This is a genomic window from Streptomyces spinoverrucosus, assembly GCF_015712165.1.
Taxonomy (GTDB): domain Bacteria; phylum Actinomycetota; class Actinomycetes; order Streptomycetales; family Streptomycetaceae; genus Streptomyces; species Streptomyces spinoverrucosus_A.
This window is the reverse complement of the sequence record NZ_JADPZX010000001.1, coordinates 25,871-51,169: the sequence shown is the minus strand read 5'-3', so window position 1 is coordinate 51,169 and position 25,299 is coordinate 25,871. Positions and strand designations below refer to the sequence as shown.

General features: G+C 68.6%; 23 protein-coding genes and 6 pseudogenes. 18 read left to right on the top strand and 11 right to left on the bottom strand.

All coding sequences use genetic code 11. The features are described from left to right. The first annotated feature begins 118 nt into the window (after positions 1–118). The 3 genes and pseudogenes from I2W78_RS00280 to I2W78_RS00275 form a co-directional block, all read left to right on the top strand. Entirely contained in the window at positions 119–2,254 is a 2,136-nt protein-coding gene (locus I2W78_RS00280) for a bifunctional serine/threonine-protein kinase/ABC transporter substrate-binding protein (protein WP_196455874.1), read from the top strand. Between the two features lie 4 nt (positions 2,255–2,258). After that, positions 2,259–2,444 (top strand): annotated as a pseudogene (locus I2W78_RS40000) (helix-turn-helix domain-containing protein); the annotation flags it as partial. 62 nt (positions 2,445–2,506) lie between these two features. Continuing rightward, positions 2,507–2,779: pseudogene (locus I2W78_RS00275) on the top strand (transposase); the annotation flags it as partial. Positions 2,780–2,794: 15 nt separating this feature from the next. Here the strand turns inward: I2W78_RS00275 and I2W78_RS00270 are convergent. Then, positions 2,795–3,322: pseudogene (locus I2W78_RS00270) on the bottom strand (hypothetical protein). A 172-nt stretch (positions 3,323–3,494) separates the two neighbouring features. After that, a complete protein-coding gene (locus tag I2W78_RS00265; RefSeq protein WP_307783563.1) occupies positions 3,495–3,872 on the bottom strand; it encodes a hypothetical protein in 378 nt (125 codons plus the stop codon). A 560-nt stretch (positions 3,873–4,432) separates the two neighbouring features. On the opposite strand from I2W78_RS00265, the gene I2W78_RS00260 reads away from it, so the two are divergent. The 7 genes and pseudogenes from I2W78_RS00260 to I2W78_RS00235 all read left to right on the top strand — a co-directional run bounded on the left by I2W78_RS00260 (position 4,433) and on the right by I2W78_RS00235 (position 8,580). After that, entirely contained in the window at positions 4,433–5,128 is a 696-nt protein-coding gene (locus tag I2W78_RS00260; protein ID WP_196455872.1) for an ALF repeat-containing protein, read from the top strand. Between the two features lie 189 nt (positions 5,129–5,317). Further along, positions 5,318–5,767: a hypothetical protein gene (locus I2W78_RS00255; protein WP_196455870.1), complete on the top strand. Its 450-nt coding sequence runs from the start codon at positions 5,318–5,320 to the stop codon at positions 5,765–5,767. Between the two features lie 36 nt (positions 5,768–5,803). Then, positions 5,804–6,040, top strand: coding sequence for a hypothetical protein (locus tag I2W78_RS00250; protein ID WP_196455868.1), 237 nt, complete (start codon positions 5,804–5,806; stop codon positions 6,038–6,040). A 240-nt stretch (positions 6,041–6,280) separates the two neighbouring features. Beyond that, the gene (locus I2W78_RS41545; protein ID WP_374222624.1) at positions 6,281–6,592 is read left to right on the top strand and encodes a Mu transposase domain-containing protein; all 312 of its coding nucleotides are present in this window, start codon (positions 6,281–6,283) and stop codon (positions 6,590–6,592) included. Next, positions 6,478–6,954: pseudogene (locus I2W78_RS00245) on the top strand (transposase); the annotation flags it as partial. The gene I2W78_RS41545 and the pseudogene I2W78_RS00245, both read left to right, overlap by 115 nt. Positions 6,955–7,376: 422 nt before the next feature. After that, on the top strand, positions 7,377–7,976 hold the full coding sequence (locus tag I2W78_RS00240) for a hypothetical protein (RefSeq protein ID WP_196455866.1): 600 nt from the start codon (positions 7,377–7,379) through the stop codon (positions 7,974–7,976). A gap of 160 nt (positions 7,977–8,136) precedes the next feature. After that, positions 8,137–8,580 carry a DUF5958 family protein gene (locus I2W78_RS00235; protein ID WP_230885270.1) on the top strand — a complete coding sequence of 148 codons (444 nt, stop codon included), beginning with the start codon at positions 8,137–8,139 and terminating at the stop codon, positions 8,578–8,580. Positions 8,581–8,720: 140 nt separating this feature from the next. On the opposite strand, the gene I2W78_RS39995 is transcribed toward I2W78_RS00235, so the two are convergent. Both I2W78_RS39995 and I2W78_RS00225 read right to left on the bottom strand, forming a co-directional pair. Next, a complete protein-coding gene (locus I2W78_RS39995; protein ID WP_230885269.1) occupies positions 8,721–9,200 on the bottom strand; it encodes a hypothetical protein in 480 nt (159 codons plus the stop codon). After that, positions 9,197–9,397: a hypothetical protein gene (locus I2W78_RS00225; protein ID WP_196455864.1), complete on the bottom strand. Its 201-nt coding sequence runs from the start codon at positions 9,395–9,397 to the stop codon at positions 9,197–9,199. The genes I2W78_RS39995 and I2W78_RS00225 overlap by 4 nt, the downstream gene beginning before the upstream one ends. Positions 9,398–9,534: 137 nt before the next feature. Here I2W78_RS00225 and I2W78_RS00220 point away from each other — a divergent pair, with 137 nt between their 5' ends. Continuing rightward, positions 9,535–10,233 (top strand): hypothetical protein, encoded by a 699-nt coding sequence (locus I2W78_RS00220; RefSeq protein WP_196455862.1) that lies wholly within the window; start codon positions 9,535–9,537, stop codon positions 10,231–10,233. 23 nt (positions 10,234–10,256) lie between these two features. On the opposite strand, the gene I2W78_RS00215 is transcribed toward I2W78_RS00220, so the two are convergent. Further along, entirely contained in the window at positions 10,257–10,442 is a 186-nt protein-coding gene (locus I2W78_RS00215) for a hypothetical protein (RefSeq protein WP_196464835.1), read from the bottom strand. 239 nt (positions 10,443–10,681) lie between these two features. On the opposite strand from I2W78_RS00215, the gene I2W78_RS00210 reads away from it, so the two are divergent. Then, positions 10,682–11,473, top strand: coding sequence for a class I SAM-dependent methyltransferase (locus I2W78_RS00210; protein ID WP_196455860.1), 792 nt, complete (start codon positions 10,682–10,684; stop codon positions 11,471–11,473). Here I2W78_RS00210 and I2W78_RS00205 read toward each other — a convergent pair. Beyond that, on the bottom strand, positions 11,438–12,499 hold the full coding sequence (locus I2W78_RS00205) for an IS630 family transposase (RefSeq protein WP_196455858.1): 1,062 nt from the start codon (positions 12,497–12,499) through the stop codon (positions 11,438–11,440). The two genes, I2W78_RS00210 and I2W78_RS00205, sit on opposite strands and share 36 nt — an antisense overlap. Before the next feature lie 543 nt (positions 12,500–13,042). Here I2W78_RS00205 and I2W78_RS00200 point away from each other — a divergent pair. From I2W78_RS00200 to I2W78_RS00190, 3 genes and pseudogenes are all read left to right on the top strand, one after another. Beyond that, the gene (locus I2W78_RS00200; protein ID WP_196455856.1) at positions 13,043–13,636 is read left to right on the top strand and encodes a winged helix-turn-helix domain-containing protein; all 594 of its coding nucleotides are present in this window, start codon (positions 13,043–13,045) and stop codon (positions 13,634–13,636) included. Positions 13,637–13,662: 26 nt separating this feature from the next. Then, positions 13,663–14,919, top strand: coding sequence for an MFS transporter (locus I2W78_RS00195; protein WP_196455854.1), 1,257 nt, complete (start codon positions 13,663–13,665; stop codon positions 14,917–14,919). An 863-nt stretch (positions 14,920–15,782) separates the two neighbouring features. After that, positions 15,783–16,049, top strand: a pseudogene (locus I2W78_RS00190) (alpha/beta hydrolase); the annotation flags it as partial. Between the two features lie 217 nt (positions 16,050–16,266). Here I2W78_RS00190 and I2W78_RS00185 read toward each other — a convergent pair. Together I2W78_RS00185 and I2W78_RS00180 are read right to left on the bottom strand one after the other, a co-directional pair. After that, on the bottom strand, positions 16,267–17,070 hold the full coding sequence (locus I2W78_RS00185) for a DUF1963 domain-containing protein (protein ID WP_230885268.1): 804 nt from the start codon (positions 17,068–17,070) through the stop codon (positions 16,267–16,269). A gap of 11 nt (positions 17,071–17,081) precedes the next feature. Continuing rightward, positions 17,082–18,125 carry an alpha/beta fold hydrolase gene (locus I2W78_RS00180; protein ID WP_196455851.1) on the bottom strand — a complete coding sequence of 348 codons (1,044 nt, stop codon included), beginning with the start codon at positions 18,123–18,125 and terminating at the stop codon, positions 17,082–17,084. A gap of 139 nt (positions 18,126–18,264) precedes the next feature. Between I2W78_RS00180 and I2W78_RS00175 the strand changes: the two genes are divergently transcribed. The 3 genes from I2W78_RS00175 (at position 18,265) to I2W78_RS00165 (ending at position 21,184) form a co-directional block, all read left to right on the top strand. Continuing rightward, on the top strand, positions 18,265–18,891 hold the full coding sequence (locus I2W78_RS00175; RefSeq protein WP_196455850.1) for a helix-turn-helix domain-containing protein: 627 nt from the start codon (positions 18,265–18,267) through the stop codon (positions 18,889–18,891). 186 nt (positions 18,892–19,077) lie between these two features. Then, positions 19,078–19,890 (top strand): hypothetical protein, encoded by an 813-nt coding sequence (locus I2W78_RS00170; protein WP_196455848.1) that lies wholly within the window; start codon positions 19,078–19,080, stop codon positions 19,888–19,890. 472 nt (positions 19,891–20,362) lie between these two features. Next, complete coding sequence (locus I2W78_RS00165) at positions 20,363–21,184, top strand: IS5 family transposase (protein WP_196455845.1); 822 nt, start codon at positions 20,363–20,365, stop codon at positions 21,182–21,184. On the opposite strand, the gene I2W78_RS00160 is transcribed toward I2W78_RS00165, so the two are convergent. From I2W78_RS00160 to I2W78_RS00150, 3 genes and pseudogenes are all read right to left on the bottom strand, one after another. Further along, complete coding sequence (locus tag I2W78_RS00160; protein ID WP_230885705.1) at positions 21,114–21,593, bottom strand: hypothetical protein; 480 nt, start codon at positions 21,591–21,593, stop codon at positions 21,114–21,116. The genes I2W78_RS00165 and I2W78_RS00160 overlap by 71 nt on opposite strands. A 269-nt stretch (positions 21,594–21,862) precedes the next feature. Further along, positions 21,863–23,387: pseudogene (locus I2W78_RS00155) on the bottom strand (ISL3 family transposase). A 40-nt stretch (positions 23,388–23,427) separates the two neighbouring features. Next, the gene (locus I2W78_RS00150; RefSeq protein WP_196455841.1) at positions 23,428–25,248 is read right to left on the bottom strand and encodes a tetratricopeptide repeat protein; all 1,821 of its coding nucleotides are present in this window, start codon (positions 25,246–25,248) and stop codon (positions 23,428–23,430) included. Between the last annotated feature and the right edge of the window lie 51 nt (positions 25,249–25,299).

Below are 25,299 nucleotides of genomic sequence, written 5' to 3'. Positions count from 1 at the left end.
GACGGCTGTTGAAGGCCGGGAACGGGCCGCCCGTTGTCGGCGGCGGCCCGGAGCCCCGAGTGACGATGTCGGCCGGAGCCCAGAGGCGGGGACGGTCAGGGAACGGAGGCGGCTGAACATGGAACGGCTTCTGCCGTCCGATCCCTCGGTGATCGGCGGGCACCGGCTCGCGGGGCGGCTCGGCGCGGGCGGCATGGGCGTCGTCTACCTGGCGCGCTTGCCGCACGGCGCCTGGTGCGCGCTGAAGGTGATCCGCGCCGAGTACGCCGACGACCCCGGCTTACGCGCCCGGTTCCGCCGTGAGGCCGAACTCGCCACGGGTCTTACGGCGCGGTGGACGGTGCCGGTCGTCGGGGCGGACGCCGAGGCGCGTGAGCCGTGGCTTGCCACGGCCTACGTGCCCGGCCCGTCCCTGGCCGAGGCCGTCGCCCTGCACGGGCCATGGCCCGAGGCGCAGCTGCGCGGCCTGGGCAGCGCGCTGGCCGAGGCGCTGGACGGGGTGCACACGGCCGGGCTGGTCCACCGGGACGTCAAGCCCGCGAACGTGCTCCTGGCCGCGGACGGGCCGCGCCTGATCGACTTCGGGATCGCGCGGGCCGTCGGCGCGACCGCGCTCACCGCGGACGGCTCCGTCGTCGGCTCACCCGGCTATCTCTCGCCCGAGCAGGCCCGCGGGCGCACCGTGGGCCCGCCCAGCGACGTCTTCTCGCTCGGCTGTGTCCTCGCCCATACGGCCACCGGCCGGCCCCCGTTCGGCACCGGTGGCGCTGCGGGCGTGCTGTACCGGACCGTGCACGAGGAACCCGACGTGGACGGCGTACCGGAGGGCCTCGACCGGCTCATCCGGCGGTGTCTGGCCAAGCAACCGGAACTGCGCCCCAGCGCGCGTGAACTCCTCGACGAGTTCGGCGAGTTCGGCGACTTCGCCGCGGACAGTTGGCTCCCCGAAGGGCTGCCCGCCCTGGTCGCCGTCCGGGCCGCACGCGTCCTCGACCTGCCCGTGCCCGAACCGACCGTGCTCTCCGGGCCCGCCCCCGTCGAGCCGGCCGAAGCCGCTGAGGCCCCGCCCTCACCCACCCGGCGACGGCTGCTCGTCGCGGGAGCCGCGCTCGGCGTCACCGCGGCGGGAGGACTCGGAGCGTGGTGGCGGTGGGGCCCCGGCAACGCGACCGCGAACACCGGCTCCGCCCGGCGGACCCGCCACGTGGTCGCGCTGCTCGGCAGCCCGGACGACGCCCTCCACCAGCACCAGGCGCGCGGCGCCCGCCTCGCCGTCGAGCAGCACAACAAGGACGCCCGGCGCACCGTCGACCTCGTGCTGGGCACCGCCGACGACCAGGGCACCGCGGCGGGCTCGGCCGCGGCGGCCGCCCGGCTGGCCGCCGACCCGGCGGTGTCCGTGGTGATCGCCACGGGCGGGAACGTGACCGCGCCGGTGGCCCTGCGCCCGTGCACGGACGCCGGGCTGACCGTTCTGTTCACCCGCGCGGACACCGAGGATCTCAACAACGTGCTGACGACCACCGGGCTCGTGCTGCGCCCCACCCAGACCCTCGGCCCGCCCGCGGTACTGCGCTATCTGAACCGGGTCGTCAAACCGGCCCGCACGGTGATCGTGCACGACCTGGCCACCGAGAAGGAGAGCCTCACCGTGATCCGTATCGCCACCGTCCACGGCAAGCTCGACGGCGAGACCGTGGTGGAGGACGTCGCCGCGGACGCGGACTTCACCGCCGCCGCCCGCCGTATCGCCGCCCGGCCCCAGGACGCCGTCCTCTTCGGCGGGGTACGGCCCGATCGCGCCGCGGCCTGTGCCCGCGCGCTGCGGGACGCGGGCCACCGGGGCGCCCGGGTCGCGGGGGAGCACGTCCTCGGTGCGCCCTTTCTCGCAGTCGGCGAGGACTGGCGGATCGGCGCGGGCTACACCGACGCGAGTGCCGACCCCCGTACCAAGGCGTTCGCCGCCGCGTTCCGTGCCCGGCACGGACAGGCGCCCGGCCCCTGGGCGGCCGAGGCGTACGACGCCGTCCGGTTCGCCGCCCAAGGGCTCGCCTCCCTCGGTGACGACGACCGGCGCGCCCTGCGCGCGGTACTGCTGCGCCGCCCCTGGCAGGGCATCACCCGACGCATCGCCTTCGATGCCGTGTGGCAGTACTTCAAGGCCGAGGAGGACGCCGGCGCGTTCCTGTACCGCGTGACCGGAGGAGCCGCCCGCCTCGTGGCACGCTCCGACGACATCGGTAAGGAGACGTGAACCGGTGCCGGCGGCAGAACACGGTCGGCGGTTGGAGCGGGCGTGCAGGTACCGCTTCGTCCGTCCGGTGCACAGGCAGCTGAGCTGTCGCGCACGTTCGGGTGCGTGCGGAAGGTTCTGCAACCTGGCCTTGGCGACACGCACCGAGGCGTGGACGCTGCGCGCCGAGCGGGTCCACTACAACGCCACCTTGTTGTGGCGAGACTCCGCGCCACTACCTGCATCGGCGGTGGGTGGAGTGCTCGGTCTTTCCGCAGCAGGCCCGGCAAACTGCACGGAGACACGGGCTACGACTGCCAGCACCTGCGGCGCCGGCCGGCATCCCGAGGCATCCGGCACCGCCTCGCCCGTGAGGGCACCGAGTCATCCCAACGACTGGGCCGGCACCGCTGGGTCGTGGAACGGACCATGTCCTGGCTGTCGGGCTGCCGACGCCTCCACCGCCGCTACGAGCGCAAGCCGGAACACTTCCTGGCCTTCACCACCATCGCCGCGACCCTCACATGCCACCGCCGGCTCACCGACGACCGATATGACGGCTTACAGTTGGTCCCCCGTGCCGGCTGGTTCCGGAGGATGCGGCCCGCCACCGTCCTTGATGTCCTGCTCGCAGGTTCGTCTGTCGTAGGACTGGTCATTGGGGATCAATAGCACTCCGGCAACCTGCTCAGGGTGCTCGACGGCGAGCCAGTCGTCGCCCGTGAGATCACCGCCAGGCCCGAACGCCTCGGACGAGTAGACCGTCTGACATCCCAACGCCACGCGTTCCTTATCGACCGCGCAGGCGTCCACTGCAGGGCCGGATATCTCGTCGGCGCCGTCGAAGCGGTAGTGGAAGTGGACCTGGTCACCTTCGGAAGGCACCTGCGGATGGGGCTCAAGGCGCCAGTCAACGACCTCGGCGGTAACGCCGATAGGCCGCCCGGACGTGTCCTCGACCTGCACCCTGACACCGGCCTCACCGCGCTCCGCCGTCGTGTCGGTGCAGCCTCAGTGGGAGGAGCAGCCGGACAGGGCGAGAATCACCAGAGCCAACGGAGCACCGGCAAGTACCCGTGCGGGGAACACTCAGACCTCCAGTCAGGGCGGAGCGGAGCAGTGTATCCCGGGGCATGGCAGCTGCGGATGACAGCGACGAGCGCCTGCGGCGGTGAAGCCTTGCGGAGTTCTTTGGTGAGAGAGCTGCCTGCCCGGTGTTCACCGGGCTGCAGCAGGGCTGGCGAATGGCAGCGAGCTGGCGCTACTTGGTGGTCCGGATCTCCACGAGCATGTGGTCGCGCCCGTACTCGTCCGCGGTCTCCCCGACTGGGGTCCAGGCGTTCATGACGACGTCGAAGACCTTCTCCTCGCTGCCGACCGTCATGTCGACCTGTGTCGTGTAGTCGTTGCCCTTGACGCCGTAGACCGCGGGGATCGCCATCGTCAGGAAGCCGCTGTCGCCGCTGACGCGGAAGCAGACCTTCGCCTTGTCGCGCGGCCACACCTCAATGAGGCCGGTGCCGCTGGCGCAGTCTGCGAGGACAATGTGGCCGTCGCCGCGCTTGAGGGTGATGCCCTGCTCGGCGAGGATCTTGTCGGCCTGCGGGTAATCGAAGTCCTCGACGGCGTAACCGGGCATCTCGCCCGCGACGGCCTAGACCGCACCGCCCTGAGGGGGCGCGGCATCCGAGACGCCTGCCATCGCGATCCAGGCCACAGCACCTGCGGCAGCGGCGCCACCCAGAGTGCGCACAATCGCGCTACGTACCTTCATCACGGTCCTAGTCGTAGATTCCATTTCGGGGCGTTGGGGATCGCGCCGCCGGCATTTCAGTAGGCGAAATCTGCGGGGCGGCGTGAATTCGCTCGTGATTCCGGGCTGGATTCCGCCCGCTCGCCGAGGGAGTAATTCATCGTCCAGCCGCGACAACTTCACCCGGTGTACACGAATGGAATCCACCATTCCGGCCTCTGTCCACCGGGTAAACCGGGCAAAGACGGGTCATATCCAAAGCCGGGGTTGCGATCCACGTCACAGTTGTAAATGGTTGTGCGGCTTTGCGTCATGAATCGGCACCCAAACGATCAAGAAATGACGATGGGTGCACCCTGTGTTTATTCACCGTCGAGTGCTGTGTGATTCTGCTCCGGCAAATAGGCCGCCAAGGCGGCCTTCTCGTTCCTGCTGGAGTAGTAGTAATGAAACTGACCAGCCGCCGGAAAAGGCGGCAGGGCGGCCGCATATCTGCCCTTTCTTTGATGCTTTGCACGGCCGTCGTCGGCACGGCATGGGGTGAGTCCGCGTCAGCCGCCGAGGTGGGTCTGCCGGAGAACGCCCGCCCCCAAGTCCTCGACGCCTGGCAGCTCGGTGGCCGCGCGGTCCGCACCGAGGCCGAGGCCGCGCTCGCCGGGACCAATGACGACCTCAAGGCCTTCCTCGACTCCGGCCTTCAGCGCGCCCGCACGGAGGACGAGCGCACCGCCGTGGTGGCGGTCCTCAACACCGCCGAGCGGCCTGCCCCGCACATTGCCCAGGTCATGGCCGGACACCAGGACATCAACGTCACCTTCGGCTACAAGGCGGTCTATCCAGACGAGGCCGTCCAAGCCCACCTGGCCCTCCTGGCCCGTCGACGAGCCATGCGGCCAACCGATGAATACCGCGTCCCGACCGACGAGGAGTGGACCGAAGCCCTCGGCCACTTCGAGCGGAGCAAGGCCTCCATCGGCACCTGCGGCAGCTCGTTCAGCACCCCCCCATCCACGAACACGCCTGCGTCCGCTGCCCGATGCTCTGACCCGACCCGCCCAACGCGACCATCTGGTGCAGCTCCGCGACAACCTTCACGCCCGCATCGCGGAGGCCGAGCGCGAAGGCTGGCTCGGCGAGGTTGAACGACTGCGTGTCAGCCTCGCCGGCGCAGAAGGCAAACTGACTCAAATCGACAGGCGTCGCGACCTCGGGCCGTTGTTCATCTCGGCATCCCCACCCCGCAACCAGCCTCCACAGCCCTGCCGCCCCGACCATAACTGCCCACCATAATCAGGAGGAGCAGGGAAGACGTGGGCTGCAACAATCAGCATATGACCAGCCAGGAGATCCTCTTCGACTGCCGGTGCCACGCTGATCGTGGCGTGCTCGAAGTCGTCCCGTGCATCGACGGAACACCCCTTACCGACTTGGTCGACCAGTTCGAGATGAACGCTGGAATGCAACCAGCCGGAGACGCCTACGGAGGTCTTGTCCCGCAGTTCTTCCGATTCGGCCCGATGGAAGACCATTTCCATGGACGATCCACCGGAGCGATGGGGCCGAAGACACCCGTGCTCGGCTGTGAATGCGGTGAGTGGGGATGCTGGCCGCTGATGGCCGGCATCACAGTGACTCCTGACCACGTGACCTGGGATTCCTTCGAGCAGCCCCACCGCAAGACGCGTGACTACTCGGGGTTCGGCCCGTTTCGGTTCGACCGCCTTCAATACGCTGACGCCGTGAAGGTCCTGACTGCAGCACTGGGCTCTGACGAGACGTGAGCACATCTCATTGACTCATCACGGGAGGAGGAAGTCGTGTTCGACCACGTCATCGGGCTAAGTCCCGAGGACGCCGCACGCTGGACCGATCTGGTCGAGCAGTCCCGACCAGTCCTTGAGAGCGACGGAATGGAGGCTGTCCAAACCCTCCTGGCCGAGCGCGGTATGAGCATCATCCAGGCGATCGCAATCACCCGGGCGCTACTTGGGAACGCCGAGACACCGCTTCGAGTCGCCATCGACATCGTGGCCGCAAGCAAGGCCCGACAATAGGTTCAGAGAATGGGTCATCGAGCCGTTCTACTGCCGGCCCGGCATCGAGGGCGCCCACGAGAAGGGTGGGGTCGAGGGGCGGATCGGCTACTTCCGCCGCAACCACTTACTCCCGTCCCCGAGGTCGCCTCGCTCACCGAGCTGAACGAGAGGATCGACCTGTGGGACCAGGACGACGAATAACGCAGGCTGCGGGGCCGCACCCGCACCGTCGGCGCCTACTTCGCACAGGAACGACACTTGCTGTGGCCGTTGGGACGCTGGTTCGCCCCGAGGGTCAACCGGTTCAGCCAGATCAGCGTCCGCGGCAACGCCTCCTCGATTCCGGTCCGTTTCATTCGGCGCCAGCTGGGGGTGCTCCTGCACGCCAACGACCTCGTTGTCTACGGCGGTCGCACCGTGATCACACGGCACGAGTGTCTGGGCGGTTGGCACAAACCGAGCACGCAACCGGCGAAGGCAAGCTGTACCTGTGTGCCGTCAAGGACGTGTATTCCGGCCGCACCGTGGGCTATTCCATCGACGCCCGGACGCAATCCCGCCTCGCGGTGAGAGCCCTGGAGTCCGCCGTCGCCCGCCGCGGCCTGGTGACCGGATGCGTGGTGCATTCGGACCGCGGCTCGCAGTTCCGGTCACGGAAGGTTGCCGCCGTACTGACTCGGCATGGCCTGGTCGGCTCGATGGGCCGGGTCGGGGCCGCCGGCGACAACGCCGCGATGGAGAGCTTCTTCGCACTGCTGCAGAAGAACGTCCTCGACCGCCGCGTCTGGGCCACTCGACAGGAGTTGCGGATCGCGATCGTCACCTGGATCGAGCGGACCTACCACCAGTGCCGGCGGCAACGACGCCTGGGCCGATTCACCCCCGCCGAGTACGAGACCATCATGACCCCACCCGCAGCTCTGGTCGCATAAACCCCGCTGTCACCCGATCATGCAGCACTCCCGCCCTCGCCGTACTGGCCGGGGGAGGCTCGGTTGCTGGAGCAGCGTTCTTTTTCGACTGGATCATCAAGCAACAGTAATGAGACCGGGCTGAAGCCGCGTGGGGACTCGTCACGAGTCCTCACTACCGGCAAGCCAAGGAACGGCTCCGGGCTCGGCTTGGAACGGCGGGCGGAGCCGCGCGACATCGGCGTCTCCACCCACTGCCAGGTTCTCGGTGACCACCCGTGGGCGGCGGCTTCTACTCAGAGCTGATCGCTTCGGAGACGAGCCGATGTTCCCGCCCGTTCCGGCCCCTGCAGGGTGAAGCCGGCCACCCCCAAATAATCAACTGGGCGACCAATCCATACCGTGAAAGGATCCCGGCTCAGAGCAAGGGGAGGCGAAGCGGTATGGGGCTGGACTACAGCTACGAGATCTTCATGCCCCCTCGGAACGTTGCGAGGGCACTGACCCGGCTGGCCGAGCTCGCCCCGCAAGGCCGCCACACACCGCCACTTCCGATCACGCTGCCGAGCAGCGCGCAGTTGATCGTGCCGTTCACCTCCAGGTTCAAGAGCGAACCGGTCGCCTGTTCGGCAGGCGGCACGCTCAAACTGGACACCTCAGTCATGATTGGCGTCGACGAAGCGGTGCGCGAGTTCCACCTCCGGGATTCCGACAGGGTCGACGAGCAGGGACGAGTGTTGGTCGGGTACATCTACCTGACTGTCACGTTCTCGCCCACACAGCACCCGAATTTCGCGTCGCTGCAGTTCATGGCGGCCACCTCGCGCATGAGCCGGATGTTCATGCAGTGCGCGACCGTCAGGCAGGTGCTCACCGACCTCACCGCCGCCACCGGTGGTGTGTGCTGCCTACTCGACACCGAGACCTACGTCTTCGACATCTGCTGGCTCAACGGCGAGACGGTCAGTGACGAGACTGTTCCGGGTCCCCGTTTCCCGCGCTTCCACGATCTCGTCGCCGCCTGGCGCGAGCCAGTAGAGTAGGACGCCGTCCAGGACCTGGACCATGCCGGACCCAGACCTCGGCAGTCAACCACCAGGGTGGGAATCCCGTACAGAATCAGAAGATCATCCAGCGAGCAGGTGTGCCACCGGCAGAGTGGTGTGGTCAGTGAGCTGTGGGCACGCGTCCTCACGAGGGCGGATGTGGATCCGCGCCGGCGCCGCGGCCGATCTCCTGGGGGCAATGATGAACGAACGGGACGTCCGGCTCAATGAACTCGCGCAGGGGCTGCGCCCCATGTCCGAGGGCATCGAGTGGTTCGACGACCTCGGCCCGGAAGACCAGTCCGAGGTGCTGCTGTTCCTACGTCATCACTGTGTCCAGGCGCGCGCTGTCGCCGAGGACGCGCCAGAGAGCATCCGCCGTGCTGGGCTGCGCCCGACGCATACGCCCGCAGTACTGATCTCACGCGGCCGGATCGACGAGCAACTGGGAAAGATCGCCAGTCTCACGCCTCTCGACGAACGCCGAAAGGCGTTCCGGCTGCTGATCGCAGTCCTCGCGGTTGCCGACGAGCGGCGCCGCGAGCGCTTCTGCTCCGGCGGCTGCGGTCACTGGTGGCACAGACTGTCCGCCGCCGGCTGATCGCTTCGGCCTGGCACAGCGGTGCCGGGCCGGAGCAGGTAGTCACGCGGACTCGGCTCGGTAGATGTCGAGGAGCCGGAAGAACTCCGAGACGGGAGTCGACCCCTCGGGGGTAATGCGCTCAATGTCCTGAGAGCTGCTCAACAACTGTCACGACTGGAGGGGATGGGGGTCAGGCGAGCACCGCCCGTGCCGGCTTCAAGTTCTTCTCTCAGCTTCTGGTTCTCCAGGGTGATTCGCTGGATGTGGCAGGCCTCGCATCGAACTCCGCGATCGTGTCCGCAGCTTCCTGCCGCACGTGAGTGTGCTCGCTCAACCACTGACGGCGCAGCGCCAGCAGCAGAGCGGCGGCACCGCCGGTGCCAGCACCGATGGTGAGCGCCGGGGTGGACCAGGGTGACGGCGATCAGGTCGGGGCCGTGGTCGTCACCGGGGCGGGGCTGAGCACGCTCGAGGAACGGGCCGACGCGTACGGCAACATCCTGGTTGCAGCCCGGTGTCCAGGGCTGCGGGTTGTTGCAGGCGGCGAGCAATGCGCGGAACGCGTCGACGACGGCTTGGTCCTCGGGGGTGAGGGCGCCGGGGGCGTCGCCGCAGCGGCGGAACATGCGACGGATCATCGGGGGGTCTCCCGCTCGGTGGCGGCGGTGTGGGTGCGGTCGGCCGCGGTGAGCACGCGCGGCCGATGGATGTGGAGGTGTTCGATGCCGACCTGGCGGCCGCAGTGACGGAGTTCGCGGGCCAGGAGTTCGGTGAGTCCGGCCGCCCTGTGCTTGCCGCCTGTTCCCTCGCCTACTCCGAGCTGTTGCCCGCTCACTGCGCTTAGTGTCCAACTGGTACATACGGACGCGCCCAGACAGTCGAGGCAGGGCTGGACCCACGTCGGGAGAGGTGAGGCTGAGGCCAACCGACGGGGCTCCTGTCTTGCGCTCCCGATCGGGGATCATGGGCGGCATGGAACACTCTGCGCCGGTGAGCGTCCTTGCTCTGCGTCCTGTCCTTCCGCATCCGCAGGCGATCACGAAGGGGGCGGGAATACGTCCTTTGATCGATGGCCGGGACGTGCTGGAGGAGATACATCCGGACGGCGATTCAAGCTGCTACCAGCAGAAGTGGTTCGGTTCATCGGAGACGTGGCCGCTGTGGGCCGCCAGCGAACCTCGCCGTGTCGAACTGTCGAACAACGACTGCGACACCGGTTGCTGTGGAGGAGTCTTCGTCACCATCCAGCGTCGTGGCGATCACGTCGAGTGGGTCAGCTGGGAGAACACCAACGACATCCGGGTCCCCGTCCCTCCCGAGGTCCGATTCGACGCCGCGCAGTACGACGCCGAACTGGCTCGGGTCGTAGCTGACCACACCTGGGAGGAGCCTGTGGACACGGCTGCCCGTCTGCTGGCCCACCGGATCGCCGCAACCGACTGGTACAAACGGTGGGACTGCCAGCCGTTCATACACGGCATCCGTGTGCAAGAGCGGGGGGAGTCAGCCGAAGTAGTCATGCACTTCGTCACTGGCCAATTCGATGAACGCGGTACGCACCGCTGGCATGTGATGTCCGTGTCCGCGCAGGAGCCCGTCGAGGAACAGGTACGGCGCTTCGTTGAGCAGATCACAGCCACCGACCCCCGCGAGAGTGCAAAGGGGCCCTGACAGCGCCCCAGGAGCCTCGAGCATCAGGTGGTACTGGTGGGCAGAGTCCAGACGGGGCTGCGCTGGGTGCTGGTGTCGGTACGCCGGTCCAGCTCGATGCGGAGTTCATGGATGACCTGGGCATAGACGGCGACGCGCTCGCGAAGCCGGTCGTTGTCCTCCCGCAGGGCACGGGCGACGGCTTCGGCGTCTAGTGCCGCATCAGACAACGTTCGCCCTGTGGCGCCGCTGGAAACTCGTCGAAAAAGCCTGCCGGGCGTGGCCGGGGGTGGGCCTTTCCTGGCCCCGTAGGGGTGCTTGGGTGGACGCGGGGTCGGGGCCTGGAGTGGGTTGCCTCCGGTCTCCTCCGGGGCCAGCAGCGGCCCACTCCAAGCGTCGTGAAACATCGCCTGAGCTGGCCTTTTATTCTCGTCGCTCCTACGATCGCACTCGGTCGAAAGGGGGCCGGGTGGACCGGACTGTACGCACCATCGAGGACGTTCTCGCGCTCTTGGACGGACTGTTCGCATCTGAATCCGAGGCTGGCCGCCTCGCGACCGGTGACGGCAAGGACTTCTGGGATCGCTTCTATGCCGACCGGTCAAGGCCGGTCCCGTTCTTCGTGGCGAAGCCCGACGAGAACCTGGCCGCCTATCTCGACCAGGGCCTGATCGCTCCCGGTCGGGCCCTGGATCTGGGCTGCGGGGCGGGCCGCAATGCTCTGTTCCTCGCCTCGCGCGGCTTCGAGGTGGACGCGGTCGACCTCTCGCCGGTGGCCGTCGCGTGGGGCGAGGACCGGGCTCGCGAGTTTGGCGTCGATGTCCGCTTCCTCTGCGGTGACGCTTTCGCGCTCCCTGCAACCGAGTTGAGCGGCCCGTACGACCTGGTCGTCGACTCAGGATGCTTCCACCACTTGCCGCCGCACCGCAGGGTCAGTTACCTGAGTCTCCTCGACCGCGTCCTCGCCCCCGGCGGCCATCTCGCCCTCACCAGCTTCGCTGCCGGCGAGGGAGGAATGGGTTCGGAACTCGCCGACGCGGACCTCTACCGTGAGCGCGAGTTGCAGGGCGGCCTCGCTTACACGCCCGAATCGCTGCGCTGGATCTTCTCTGACCTGGTGGAGGTCGAACTGCGCCGCATGCGGAAGGAGCCGCCCGAGTCAGCACTCTTCGGCGCGACGTTCCTGTGGACCGCGTTGTTCCGTCGGGGTGCAGCCTCTGCCGCATCAGGCGACGTTCGCCCTGTTCACGACCTCACGTAAACGCTCGTCCTGGGCATGCTTGTTCCGCCAGATGATGTAGCGGCGGATCATGCTGCCCTGCTCCTTGTGGCTGAGGTGGTCGGTACCGTCCAGGGTGAAGTAGCGCAGGGCGGTGAACTGGGCCTCGATCCGGTTGAGCCATGAGGAGTTGGTCGGGGTGTAGGCGATCTCGACGTTGTTGGCCTCGGCCCAGTCCGCGACCCGGCGGCACCGCTTGGTGGTCAGGTGCGGCGAGTAGTTGTCGCACACGATCGCGATGCGCTTCTCGGCCGGGTGCAAGGAGCGCAGGTAGCGGCAGAACTCCAGGAACTTGGAGCGGTTCTTGGACTTCTTGATGTGGCCGTAGAGCTGGTCCTTGCCCAGGTCGTAGGCGGCGAACAGGTGACGGACCCCGTGCGGTCGCGTGTAGCCAGGGTGGGGCTGAAGGTTGAGCGGCCCGAACTCGTCTATGGAGAAGATGACTTCGGGTTCGCCGGGATCGGGCAGGACCTCGCCGTCGGCGATGGCGTAGAGGTGCTCGACTCGGGCCTTCTTGGCGGCGTAGTCGGGGTCGTTGGAGGCTTTCCAGGTCTTCACGCGTTGAAAGGTGACGCTTTCCTCGCGGAGCAGGATGCGCAGGCCCTCGTGGCTGATTTCGTCGACCACCCCCTCTGCGACCAGGAAGTCGGCCAGCTTGACCAGGCTCCAGGTCGAAAACGGCAGGCCGTGCTCGGCCGGCTTGGACTTGGAGATCTTCTTGATCTCGCGGCGCTCGGGCAGTGTGAAGGTCCTGGGCCGACCGCCCTTGTATTGGGGGTAGAGCGAGTTAAAGCCGTCTGCGTTGAAGTTGTGGATCATATCGCGGACCCGGTCCGGGCTGGTGAACGTCACCGCTGCGATCTTGTCGACGGGCATACCTTGTGCGGACAGCAACACCATCTGGGCCCGCCGCCAGGTCACCACCGAGCCGGTGCCTCGGCGGATGATCTGGAGCAACCGCTGCCCCTCGTCGTCGTCGATCTCCCGCACCCGCACGCGTTCAGCCACGCGATCATTGTTGCCGTCCGGCCCCGGTGAACACGGCACCGGACGACGCGTCACAACAGGGTGAACCTTGTTTGATGCGGCACTACTAGGTGGTGTCCGTCATGGAGGACTCTCTGTTCCGGGTGGGGGGTGGGTTGGCTGCGGCGTGGCCGGAGTCTGTGTCGACGGCCGCCCCGCAGGCGTGAGGGCGTCCCGGCCGGGCCGGGGCACGGGGTCAGCGCGTGGCGAGGGCGGGGCGGTGCTCCTGACAGTGCTCGGTGGCCGCGGGCTCGGCGAGGACCTTGACGTGGTGGGGCTGGCCGACGTCGCCCACTGGTGCAGAGGCGGTATGCGGAGCGTGCGCAATTCCGTGTTGAGCCGCCGCAGTTGGCCGCCGCCCCACCGTGACGGCGCTCAGTGAGGCGGCGACGGGTCGGGGGCGCGACGGGCCTGCTACCTGACGACAATCGGCGCTGACCTCGTCGGCACAGATCCAGACTCTGTCGCCGTGAAAACTCTGAAGCCATTATTGTGAAGTTTCTGCTTCACATCTACGGTTAGCGCATGCGACCGAAGCACGAGCCTGAACAGATCACCGACCTGTCCCGGTTGAGGGCGTTCATGAACCCGCTGCGGATGCAGCTCTACCGAATGCTGTACGCCGCGGGCACCGCGACCGCCTCTCAGCTCGCCGAACATGTCGACGAGACGCCGTCGCTGGTCAGTTACCACCTGCGCAAACTGGCCGAGCACGGCTTCGTGGCCCAGGCGAGCGGCCAGGGCACCGACGGCCGCGAGCGGTGGTGGAGGGTGGCATCTGAGGAGGGCTGGGGCTTTCGCGACTCGGACTTCGCGGACACACCCGAGGGCGCCGCTGCAGTCGGCGCGGTGACCCGTGGCATCTTCGACACCCGCGTTGCCCAGTACCGCACGTATCTCGACCAGAAGTCCGCCTGGGGCAAAGCGTGGACCGACGCGTCCGTCAGCTCCGAGTGGCTACTCGACCTCACCCCCGCCGAACTCGCCGAGATGAGCGACGAACTTGAGGAGCTGGCCCGGCGCTGGCGGGAGCGCGGAAAGGCCGCCAAGGCGGCAGGCGACACCGAGGGCCGCGAGCACGTGTCCGTGCACCTCTACGGCTTTCCCTTCCGGCCCTGACCCGGCCGTACCTACTGGAGCCCTCCATGGCCACCACAGAGACAGCCCTGCCCGAATACGCCACCACACCAGCCCACCGCGACGGAAACGTACTGCGCTGGCTCACCGCGTACACCGCCTCCCTCGTCGGCGACAGCGTGTACTTCGTGGCCCTGGGCTGGTCCGCCCAGAAGGCCGCCAGCCCCGCCGAAGTCGGCCTCGTCATGGCCGCAGGGGCGCTACCGCGGGCGTTACTCATGCTCGGCGGGGGCGTGGTGGCCGACCGGTTCGACCCCCGTCGGGTGATTCTCGGCAGCGACACGCTGCGCTGTCTCCTCATCCTGGCGGCGGCCGCCGGTATCGCACTGACTGCGCCAGCCTTGTGGGTCCTGGTCGCAGTGGCGCTCGTCTTCGGCGCCGTGGACGCGCTGTTCGTACCTGCTGTCGGGGCCCTCCCGCCGCGCATCACCAGCCCTGACCAGCTGGCCCGGGTCACCGGCTTGCGCTCGCTGTCGATGCGCCTCGGCCAGATCGCGGGCCCGCCGATCGGTGGCCTGGCCATGGGACTGGGCGGGCCTGCGGCCGCCTTCGCTGTCGCCGGCGCGCTCTTCGCCCTGTCCCTGCCGCTCCTGCTAACAGTACGGATACGGTCCCTGGGGTCGCACGATGCGGAGCGGCCGGGACCCGGCACCGCGCGGCAGGACCTGCTCGACGGGCTGCGCTACATCCGCCGCCACCGACTCATCGGCCCGCTTGTCGCCGCCGGCGCTGTCTGCGAGCTCGGGCTCATCGGCACCCTCAACGTCGGCATGGTGCTCCTCAATGCCGAGCGCGGCTGGGGCCCCTCCGGCTACGGCTGGATCGTCAGCAGCTTCAGTGCAGGAGCAGCGGCCAGCGCCACGTTGCTCGCGATCGCCGGTTGGCTGCCCCGCGCCGGCTTGATGATGGCTGGCACACTGCTCGTGGGCTGCGCGGGCGCCGCCGCCATCGCATTGGTGCCTACCCTCTGGCTCGCCGTGGTGCTGGCCGCGGTCATCGGGCTGTGTGCGGGCATCTTCGGCAGCCTGGACAACGCCCTCATACAGACGGCAGCGGACCCGGCCTATCTCGGCCGGGTCACCTCCGTCGTCATGCTCACCATGGTCGGTCTCGCGCCCCTCAGCTATCCGCTGGTCGGCGCTGCCATCGGAGCCTGGGGTGCCGCCCCGGTGTTCATCGGCTGCGGCGCCTTCGCCAGCCTGGGCGTGGCCATCGCTCTGGCATCCAGCGCGGTACGGCGCGCCGAACTGCCCCGGCGCAGTTGAACGAGTAGCGCGCTATTCGGCCTGGCGGGCTGAGAGGTAGCCTGCCCAGCTCTCACCTGCGAGGTGGCCCCAACGGTGGGCAGTGGTCGCGGCAACGCCGAACAAGTCGCTCACGACGACCGGCGGCAGGTCTCCAACAGCCTCGATCATGGCCGTGTTCCAGGCACTGAGGATGGGCAAGCCGTTGGCGCGCATCAGGGACAGAACTGACGCCGCAGGGCGCGGTCTGCTCGGAGGGCGTCCAGGGAAGAGGAACTTGCGATCGGATGCTGGCGCCAGAATGTCGTTCAGCCGTGGCGCGGTGACCTGATGCTCCACCAAAGTCGCCAAGGTCGGGGGGCAGCAGTACGGGATTGTGAGCGAAGGTGAAGTACGCGCGGTCGTCCTGTGTGGTGTAACGGTCGGTGGTGAACTCCACGATGCGGCTGACCTGCTGGGCATACAGCCGGACGAAGGCGCCGATGATGCGGGCCTCCAGGGGCAGAGTGGTGTCGTTCAGGCAGCGGCGTAGTTGGTCGAGCTGTTCTTGCTCGATCAGGAAGCGCGAGGGCCGCGCCGACGGCTTCTTCGGTGAGAAGCCGTTGTCCTTTCGATCAGAACCGTCCTCATGATCGAAAGGACAACGGCTTCTAAACCATATTGAGCCGAAGCACGGTAGGTGTCATACAGGCAGGCTTGTTGTCATCGTTCCTGCTCTGGGAAAGATCCGTTGAAGACGGACCCTGGTACGCGAGCTGTCCGATGCCCCAGCAACGCGCAGCACGGTCCCTGCGGTGCAGGCGGATTCGTCCGAGGCGAGACAGACCGCCCCCTTCGCCGGTTCGGCCGCGGTTCCCAGGCGATGAAAGCGCAGGCCCGCCTTGGCCGTGCCGTCGATCGTCGCGGACTACCGGGCCTCGGCGGACATCGACGTCACACACGACCAGGCGGACCAAGGCGCCGGTTCCCGGCCGGCCATGTCCGTGACGGTCGTCCAGCAGGACTGGGGCGCGCGACTGGGCTACGACGCCGCTGCGGTCTGGCACGCGGCGTCGGACCTGGACCACCGGCTGACCGGCGCGGGGCACTTCATGGCCGAGGAGGCGCCCGACGAGATCACGGAGGCGATCTGCGACCTGCTGCTCTCCTGAGCCCTCCACCCGGACCACGGGAGGCGGCGGGCGAGCCCCGCATTCCCTGCGCCGGATCGACCCCGCGAGCCGGCGACCGCTGATCAGCCCGCGTCCCTACGGCTTCTGCCGCGGAACCGAGCGACCCTCAGCAGGGACCACCGTGTGGGCGTGGCGGGCAGGGCGGCTGAGGAGCACCGGAAGGCACCGGGGCGCCGACCGTCCCCGCCCCGCGCTGTCAGGCCATTTCAACGTAGCGGTGGACCCGGTCGAAGCGCCGGGCCGCCACGTCCCGGCGGCGGATCACCCAGTGGACCACGCCGGAGTCCAGTTCCGTGACGTCGTCGCCACACCTCCAGGTGGCCAGGAGAGCCCAGTCGTCGGCGCCCTCTCCGTGGGCCGCACCGCCCTGCTCGGAGGGGCCCGCTTCCTTGGAATCACGGGCGTAGTGGACGGGGTCGTTCTGGGGCGAGACCGGATGGCCGCCGATCTGCATGATCCAGGATGGGCGGTAGCCGCCTACGTCCGCCCAGGCGTCGGCGAGTTCGTCGGCGAGTTCGAACTGCTCGTCCTCGGGGAAGTCGCCCCATCTGTCGAGGGCGAAGCTCTCCGGCATCTGCGCGCTCGGCTGGTGCCAGACCGTGCGGAGCTCACGCGGCCGGTACGGCTCGCGCCAGCTGTGTTCGAGCGGGCTCAGGGTTGTCGGGGTCCCGGCGGGGACGTACAGCACCGCGTCGGACACCGGTCCACCGCCGTGCACATCGGTGCCGGAGAAGAGGAGCAGGTGGCCGTCGGCGGGGAGCGGGAGGCCGGTGACGCCCGGCGGGAGAGCCGCGAGATCGACGGAGGCCACGAAGGGATCGGACGGCCTCGGCGCGCCGTGCGGCAGCAGAGGGTCGCCGCCGACCCGGGCCAGGAAGGGACCGTTAACGCCCTCCGCCAAGTACACCGCCTGGCGGGCGACACGTATCCATTCCTCCACCTCCTCCGACGGCAGACCCCGGGATGCCGCCTCGGCCCGGAAGCGAATCACTCTGTCCATGCTCGCGTCGGTCACCGGGCCACCGTAATGGGCTCATGGGCGGGCATTGGCAAGACCGAACTCACTGGAAGGCCAGACAATGTGGCGAGCCAGTCGGTCAGCAGGCCGTTGACCTCGTCGGGGCGCTCCTGCTGGATCCAGTGGCCGCAGCCGTCGAGGAGGTGGGAGGCCGACAGGCCGGGGAGGGTGGTGGGGTAGGCGTCGATGGCGTCGGACATCCAGGTGGTGGAGGCGTCAAGGGCGCCGCCGACGAACAAGGACGGCTGTTTGATCGGGGCTCCGTGGTGCGGGGCAAGGTCTTCCCAGTCCCGGTCCATGGTGCGGTAGCGGTTGAGGGCGCCGGTCAGGCCGGTGCGCTCGAACTCCCCGGCATAGACGTCGAGGTCCTCCTCGCTCAGCCAGGCCGGGAGCGGGCCGACGGGGAAGCGGTCGCGCAGCCGGCCGCCGCGGGCGACGAAGTGCGGGTCGGGCTCGCCCTGGGCGGGCATGGTGTCGGCGGACAGGGCCGCGTAGAAGCCCGCGAGCCAGCCACGGACGTCGGGCTCGATCTCCGCCTCGGCGCGGCCGGACTCCTGGAAGTAGGAGACGTAGAACTCCTGCTCGGGGCCGCCGATCTGACGGAAGATGTCGGTGGGGCGGGGCCCGCCGGGCGGCGCGTAGGGGACGCTCAGCAGGCCGACGGCGCGGAAGACCTCGGGGTGCAACAGGGCGGAGGCGGCGGCGATGTTGGAGCCCCAGTCGTGGCCGACGACCACCGCGCTTTCCTCGCCGAGGGCGCGCACGACGGCGACGTTGTCCTCCACCAGTTCGAGCATGCGGTAGGCGTCGGTCGCCTCCGGCTTGGAGGAGCGGCCGTAACCGCGCACGTCGATCGCCACCGCCCGGTAGCCGGCCGTGGCGAGGGCCGGGAGCTGGCGGCGCCAGGAGTACCAGGACTCGGGGAAACCGTGCACGAGCAGGACCAGCGGGCCGGTGCCCTGCTCGACCACGTGCAGGCGCCCGGCTGGGGCCTCGATGGTGCGGTGGCGGAGCTCGGCGGTCGGCTCGGGCTGCATGGGCTTCTCCTCGGTTCGCGGCGACGCGGCTACCCATCGATCATGTGGCTCAGCACCCGTCCGACGCGATCAGCCTTGCCATTCTGGCAACCTTGCAGGACAGAGCGGTGGAGCGGCATGGCGAGAAGGAGCGTGAAAGGTGGCAGTCGACGACGTGGAGGGCACGCTGGCCGCGATGGGGCCCCGGTTGCGGGCCGCGCGCGAGCACCACGGCGCGACGCTCGCCGGTGTCAGCCGCGCGACCGGTATCTCGCCCAGCACGCTGTCCCGGATCGAGACCGGCCGGCGCAAGCCCACCCTGGAGGTGCTGCTGCAGCTGGCGAAGGAGTACGGCGTTGCCCTGGACGAGCTGGCCGGCACGGCACCCGCTCCCGCGGCCAAGCCGCGCGCCAGGGCGCCGCTGAGCTTCGGCGATGACAAGGCGGTGCTGCCATTGACCCGGTATGTCGGCGGCCTGCACGCCCACAAGCACGTCCTGCCCGCCCTCGAGGATCCGCCCGCGCGGCCCCGGCAGGTCTCCCACGACGGCTACGAGTGGCTGTGCGTCCTGTACGGACGACTGTGGCTCGCGCTCGGCGACCAAGACCTCGTCCTGACCCCCGGGGACGTCGCCGAGTTCGACACCCGCACCCCGCACGGGGTGGCGAACTCCAGCCCCAGCGGTCCGGTCGAGTACCTGATCATGTTCGGACCGCAGGGTGAGCGTCAACGGCTGCGCACTCCTCCAGCCGCTGCTCGTCGGGACTGGCGACAGAAAGACTGCTGAGTGAGCAGCTGTGACAAGCTGCGTGCCTCGTTGGTGACCACCACGCTGCTTCGCCCCGTCTCATTCGCGACGTCATCCGGCTCTACCGGTGACAACCACCGGGCTTCGGCTCACATACTCGCGGGCCGCCGCTCAGCGTTCTGGCGGCTGCCCGCTCCCGAATCCGCACCTGAACGCGAGGACTTGATGACCACGCCCTGGTCGCCCCGGCGCGATGTCCGCCGCCCGCTCGCCTCACGCGTCGCCGCGCCGCGCGAGCCGGTCGACCACGCCCGCATCGGCCGACGGGTGGTGCGCCGCCGTGCGAAGGGCATGGACGTCGCCGCCGTCGCACGAGCCCTCGAGGACGCCCGGTTCGACGCACGGCAGGACTCGCGGCACGAGCACTTGGCCGACGACACCCGCGGCCGCGCGGAGCTCGCGGAGTGGGAGCGCATCGACCAACTGCTCGCCGCCATGACCCCGAGCGCCGTGTACGACTCGGACACCGACGAGGTCGTCCAGGCCGAGCTCGCCGCCGAAACCGCGGCCGCCGCCGCACGGGAAGCCGAGCAGCGCGAAGCCGCCCGGGTCGCGGCCCGCGCCGATGAGCTCCAGGCGCTGCGCGAGCTGGGCACGCTGGAGCAGACCGAGCCCCGCGAAGGCGACGAAGCCGCCCGGGACGAACTCACCCGCCGCGCCGGCGGGTACGTCCAGGCCGACATCGACACCTGGCTCGCCCACGCCCTGGCCGCACACCTCGGGCACTACCGCGACCCGGCCGCCCGCGAGGCCGCCGCCAGTCTCCTGCCGCCACCACTGCTCGCCCACGCCGCGCTGCTCACCGAACTCGCCCGCCTGGTCCCGGACGTCGGCGTCGACCAGCTGGCGTTCGCGGCCCGGCTCGCCACCGCTGCCCCCGAGGCAGCTGCCGACTTCGCCGCGTTCCTCATCCGCGCCCGGGAGGGGCAGAGCTGCTCTGGGGCGTTGTCAGTGGGATCTGCAATCGTGCCGGTGTGAACACTGCCTCTCAACCAGCCGTCCTGTGGCTGACGCCGGTCATGTTTTTAGCCTCGGCAACGAGGGGGTGGGTGCTGGCGACAAGGCGGCATGGACGGCGGCCGGTTCCCTCCGTTCAGTGCCAGCGCGTCTGCTGCTCCCCGGCTCGCGTTGACGGACTCGACCACCGGGAGTAGACCCTGCAGGCCGGCGGTGGATTCAGAAGCCGTTGTCCTTTCGATCATGAGGACGGTTCTGATCGAACGGGGTTCCTGGTCGGGTGATCTTGGCCAGGTCGGCGAATGAAGGCAGGACCTCCGGTGCAGCACGAGGGTTGCGAAGCCAACTCGAGTGCAGGGAGGTCCTGTTGTCCCAGTCTTGCGTGCCGGGCCCGGTCCCGTCCAACTCGCGTGTGTCGGTGTGCGATTGCCTCGCTCACCGGTTCGGGAGCGCGGCCGACCGCCCCGAGCGGGTGCGGCGGTATCCCTCCGACATGACGGACGCGGAGTGGCAGGTGGTGCGCGACGCGATGCCGGTCCCGGCCTGGCTGGAGGGCCGGGGCGGACAGCCGGAGGGCTACTGCCACCGTCAGATGCTGGATGCCGTGCGGTACGTCACCGACAACGGAGTGAAATGGCGCGCGCTTCCCGCGGATTTCCCTGCATGGGACCGGGTCTACGCGTTCTTCCGCAGGTGGCGCACGAAGGGCCTGGCCCAGGAGTTCCACGGCCGGCTGCGCGAGAAGGCCCGCCGGGCCGAAGGGCGCCAGGCGCAGCCGACGGCGGCGGTCATCGATTCACAGTCCATCAAGGCGGCGGCATCGGTGCCCGCGGTCTCACGGGGCTACGACGGCGGCAAGGAGATCAACGGCAGGCGCCGGCACGTCATCACGGACTGCCTGGGCCTGCTGCTGATGGTGCTGGTGACGGCCGGGAACGTCACCGACCGCCAGGCCGCCCACATGATGCTGCCCCGCCTGCGCGAGCGGTTCGCCGCGATCACGCTGGTGTGGGCCGACAACGGCTACCGCGGTCGGCTCGCCGCTTGGGCGAAGGAGAAACTGCAGCTCACCCTGCAGATCGTGAAACGCTCGGACGACATGTCAGGGTTCGTGGTGCTGCCAAGACGGTGGGTGGTGGAGAGGAGCCTGGGATGGCTGATGTCCTCGCGCCGCCTGGTGCGGGACTTCGAGACACCGCCCGCCTCCAGCGAGGCGTTCATCTACTTCTCGCAGTCCATGCTCCTCAGCCGCCGTCTCGCCCGACGCGCTTCTGGGCTCCGGGCCGAGCAGGACCGGTGGGCTGCCGCCGCGTGAACCGGCCCGACGGCGACGCCGTCAGCCAGCCCCGCTCGGCCAGCCGCCTCGCCTTGGACCGCACCCCCTCGATCTTCGCGGGCACCAGCTCCAGCCCAAGCCCGGCGGCAAGCTGCTTCGCTGAGATCCCCTCGCTTCCACCCGCACTGGATTCCACCAGCTCGACGATCCGCCGGTAGTCCACCGCGAGCGCGTCCACCGTCGCCGCCTCATGCCAGCGCGGCACGACGGACCCCACAACCGGAGCCGGGGCCTTCCCACTCACGGCCGGCGCCTCCTGCGCACCGGCAGCGGACGCCTGCGTCTCTTCGCCCCCAGCAGCCAGGGCCTCGGCGAGCTCCGTCCTCGCGATCACCCGCCGTTCCAACGCCGCCTCCGCGTCGGCGAGTTCAGCCGTGATCCGCTCCATCTCCGCGCGAAGCTCCTCCGCCCGCACCCGGGCAGCCGCCTCCCGCTCCTCCAGCAACCCCATCACCGATGGCATCGATCATCTCCGCATTACCGAGAACGAACTGATCGCCCGAACTCTCCCGCGGCGACACCGAAGCCATGCCTGACCAGCAGAAACTCATTGCCCACATCCAGAAAGACAACGGCTTCTTAACCCAACCCACCGGCGCACCGGCTGCACCGGTGATTGGGCTCTGGCCCGTAGTCGGTGGTGACGCTGGGTGTCCGTCAGGGCAGGAGGATGCGGTGGCGGAGGAGGTCGAATCAGGCGCGCCGTGCATCTGTCTCATGATCCTCTTGGTGCGGGTGTTGACGTCTTCGGTGCAGCCGTTGTGGTAGGGCAAGGTGAGGCCGGCGTTCACGGCGGGCCGGTCGATTTCGAGGCCGTTGGTGAAGCTGCTCAGGTGGGGTAGGTCTACGGCGCGGGCGGCCGTGATCCACTTGGTGAGTTTCACGTCGTTACCCTCGACCGGTTTCAGCAGGGCGGCGAAGCCGTCTACGAGATCGGCGAGTGCGGTCATCTCCGGGCAGGCCGCGGCGATCTTCTCCAGCAGGGTCATTTCCTTCGGGCGCAGGTTTTCGGGGTCGGTGAGCAGGAGACGGCCGGCGTGACGGGGCGGTCGCCTTCAGCACGGCCCTGATTGAGGTAGCGGACCAGGAGGTTCGCGCTGCCGATGTAGCCCAACTACCGGAGCTGCTCAAGTAGTTGGGTGACAGGAACTGCCGGTTCGGCCGCTCGGCGGGCGCGCAGGTGGTCGCGGTAGGGGTCGACGAGGGTGGGCCGGTAGGTGGGGGCGATGCGCAGGGCCTGGGGTTCGGGCAGCATGCGGGCGTAGCGTTTGACGGTGTTCAGGGCCAGGTCCAGGCGGCGGGAGCAGTCGAGCAGGCCGACGCCCTGGCCGAGGAGGTCGTGGATCTTGTTCCAGCGTTCGCGGGTGGTCTGCTCGCGTACTCCACCGGGGCGGGGCGGGTTGATGGTGGCCCAGCAGCCGGTGTGCGCGCGGACCTCGAGCTGGACTTTGTCGCAGATGTTTCTCCAGAGGTGCCATCGGTCGCTGACCTGTACCGCGTGGGGCATGGCGCGGCGGATGGCCTCGGCGTAGGTGGCCGAGCCGTCGCGGCACACGACCTGGACACTAGGATGTTCGCGCAGCCAGGACTCCAGGGTGGCCCTCTCGCGGTCGGGCAGGACCGCGACGCGTCGGCCGGTCTCGGCATCCGTGATGATCGTGGCGTAGCGGTGGCGGCGGCGCAGGGCGAAATCGTCCACGCCAATGACTCGTGGGACCGCCTGCTGCGGCAGCGGCAGGCGTCGCAGATGGCGCAGTGCGGTACTGCGGGAAACGGGCACGGCCAGCAGCCCGGCGAGGCGTGCGGCCGCCCGGCCGCACAACTCCCGCGCCATCTGGGATATCTGCCAGGCAAGCCGCACCGTGCGGCGCTGATGGCGCTCCAGCAGTCCGGGAATCTGCTCGCAAAAGGTCTGCCGTCGGCAGCCCAGGACCGGACAGACCAGCCTCCGTACGCGCAGGTGGACGACGACCGGACGGCCGTCGACCGGTACGTCCGTCACCGTCCGGCGGTGATACCCGTGCACCTTCGCCGACGACGTCCCGCACACCGGACACGGCACTGCGTCCTTCGGGGTGCGGGCCGTGACCACCACCGCGTCACCGCCGTCCGTCACGTCCACGACGACGAGCACCGACAGCCCCGAAAACACCGTGCCGACAAGGGAGTTGACATCCGTCACAAGATCATGATCAGGGACGGCTACCCGGCGTCACCAACGACTACGGGCCAGAGCCGAACGTCTTACAGTCCGTGAGCGTCACAATGATCCCGACGACCAGCTCGGTGGGCGCGGGGATCGTTTTCACGTGGTTGAGGAGGTCCTCGAGTTCGGAAACTGCTCTCTGGGTGTCTCCTGCCTTGTGTCGTGAGTAGGCGAGAGAGTGTCGAGCAGTAAGGGTGTTCGGGTGGTCATGCCCGAACACCCGTTGCACGTCATGGAGTAGTTCTTCGTAGTCGCTGACGGGACTCGGTGCAGCGTGGAGCTCTGATCGGAGTTTGATGAGCTTGTGGCGGGTGACGAGTGTGCGTGGGTGCGCGGAGCCCAGGGCGTTCCTTTGGTGATCGAGGAGTTCTTTGAGCTTGGTGCTGGCGGTTTGGGTGTCCCCGAGGTGGAGGGCGAGATCGCTCTGTGTGGCGAGAACGTTGGGGTGGTCGGGGCCGAGTATGCGCAGTTGATCCGAGAGCAGAGCCTCAAGCGCAGCGAGTGTTGCCTCGCCGTCGTAGGCCGCGCGTGCACAGTGAGCGATGTTCTCGCGTGTGGTCAGGACCTTCGGGTCATCGGGACCGAAAATGCGGATCTCGTCGGCGAGGAGTTGCTCGTGCAGGTAGAGCGCCTGGCCCGGGTCCTCCTCCCAGGTGGCGAGGTAGTTGCGGGTGACAAGCACCTGAGGGTGGTCGGGGCCAAGGACGCTCAGCTGAAGCGGAAGCAGGTCCTCGAGCAAACGGACAGCCTCCCCCACGTTCCCTGCCTCACCCACATAGCGGGCATGGTTCTGCCGGGTCGCGAGGGCGTTCGGGTCGTCTGGACCGAGGACACGGACCCGGTCCTCAAGAAGCCCGGCGAGGGCTTGTGCCGCACCGGCAGCGTCTCCGGCCTCGCCACGCCAAGAGGCCTGATGGTGCCGGGCGCGCAAGGTGAAGTGGTCATCCCGGCCGAAGTGGCGGGCTGCGGTCGCCTGAAGGCCCGTGAAGAAGTCTGCGGCAGCCGTGTACTGGCCGGCATCACCGAGGCTTGTTCCAGCCTTGAGCAGGACGTTCGGCTCGTAGTCGGGGTCCCAGAGGGCGTCTCCTGCCGCGTCGTTCAGCCGGAAAGTACTGGCCCTCAGCATGCTGGCGACCGCGCTCTGCTCAGGCTCAGGCCATGCTTCGAGGAGAGCGGCGCCGGCTGCACGCGCCAAAGAGCCACGGAAGGCCGGAGGAACGGTGTCATACGCGGCATGCTGAGTTAGAGCGTGAACGCGGACAACCGCACTCATGGTCGGCGTCCCCGGTGAGTAACTCACGAGACTGAAGCGATGCAGGTGCCGGAGGGCGTTGAGGACCTCGGTGCCAGCGACCGTGCTGACCGGACCGCTGATGCTGCCAATGTAGCCGTCAGGCGCGGACTCGTCGGTCCGGGCCGCCGTCGACTGAGAGGCACGGCTGACAGTGAGGTAGATGATCGCGCGGCTGGTCGTGAAAACACTGGCGGGGATTCCGGGTGGATCCAGGAGGCTGGTCAGTTGCAGCAGCGGCGTGGCCAGGCCTGCGGTGTGCTGATCGGCACGGTTGAGAGAGAGGCGGAGGACGACGGCGAGGGTTGTCTCCTGGTCGTCGGGCAGCGCGGCGGGGTCCGGTGCGAGTTCGGCCAGGGGCCGGCGGTCCCTGAACAATACGCGGTATTGGCTGACGGTCAGCCCGGTGTCGGCGAGGTCGATCAGGTAGGAGGCGGCCTGAGCCAAGGCGAGAGGAAGATGGCCGAGGTCCGCGGCCAGGCCGACCAGTTCATCCTCAGCCTCGGAGAGCCCGTGCACCGCGAGGCGTTCGACCAGGTACGCCAAGGACTCCTTGGCGCTGAACAGTCCGACTTCGATCAGTTGGCGTGCGGAGGT

What these genes read in the sequence shown, in the direction of transcription:
- I2W78_RS00195 (WP_196455854.1), top strand. Translation starts at nt 13,663, where the DNA reads ATGGCCACCACAGAGACAGCCCTGCCCGAATACGCCACCACACCAGCC.
- I2W78_RS00185 (WP_230885268.1), bottom strand. Translation starts at nt 17,070, where the DNA reads ATGGACAGAGTGATTCGCTTCCGGGCCGAGGCGGCATCCCGGGGTCTG.
- I2W78_RS39995 (WP_230885269.1), bottom strand. Translation starts at nt 9,200, where the DNA reads ATGATCCGTCGCATGTTCCGCCGCTGCGGCGACGCCCCCGGCGCCCTC.
- I2W78_RS00240 (WP_196455866.1), top strand. Translation starts at nt 7,377, where the DNA reads ATGGGGCTGGACTACAGCTACGAGATCTTCATGCCCCCTCGGAACGTT.
- I2W78_RS00260 (WP_196455872.1), top strand. Translation starts at nt 4,433, where the DNA reads ATGAAACTGACCAGCCGCCGGAAAAGGCGGCAGGGCGGCCGCATATCT.
- I2W78_RS00165 (WP_196455845.1), top strand. Translation starts at nt 20,363, where the DNA reads ATGACGGACGCGGAGTGGCAGGTGGTGCGCGACGCGATGCCGGTCCCG.
- I2W78_RS00280 (WP_196455874.1), top strand. Translation starts at nt 119, where the DNA reads ATGGAACGGCTTCTGCCGTCCGATCCCTCGGTGATCGGCGGGCACCGG.
- I2W78_RS00160 (WP_230885705.1), bottom strand. Translation starts at nt 21,593, where the DNA reads ATGGAGCGGATCACGGCTGAACTCGCCGACGCGGAGGCGGCGTTGGAA.
- I2W78_RS00220 (WP_196455862.1), top strand. Translation starts at nt 9,535, where the DNA reads ATGGAACACTCTGCGCCGGTGAGCGTCCTTGCTCTGCGTCCTGTCCTT.
- I2W78_RS00235 (WP_230885270.1), top strand. Translation starts at nt 8,137, where the DNA reads ATGTGGATCCGCGCCGGCGCCGCGGCCGATCTCCTGGGGGCAATGATG.
- I2W78_RS00170 (WP_196455848.1), top strand. Translation starts at nt 19,078, where the DNA reads ATGACCACGCCCTGGTCGCCCCGGCGCGATGTCCGCCGCCCGCTCGCC.
- I2W78_RS00200 (WP_196455856.1), top strand. Translation starts at nt 13,043, where the DNA reads ATGCGACCGAAGCACGAGCCTGAACAGATCACCGACCTGTCCCGGTTG.
- I2W78_RS00180 (WP_196455851.1), bottom strand. Translation starts at nt 18,125, where the DNA reads ATGCAGCCCGAGCCGACCGCCGAGCTCCGCCACCGCACCATCGAGGCC.
- I2W78_RS00265 (WP_307783563.1), bottom strand. Translation starts at nt 3,872, where the DNA reads ATGCCCGGTTACGCCGTCGAGGACTTCGATTACCCGCAGGCCGACAAG.
- I2W78_RS00255 (WP_196455870.1), top strand. Translation starts at nt 5,318, where the DNA reads ATGACCAGCCAGGAGATCCTCTTCGACTGCCGGTGCCACGCTGATCGT.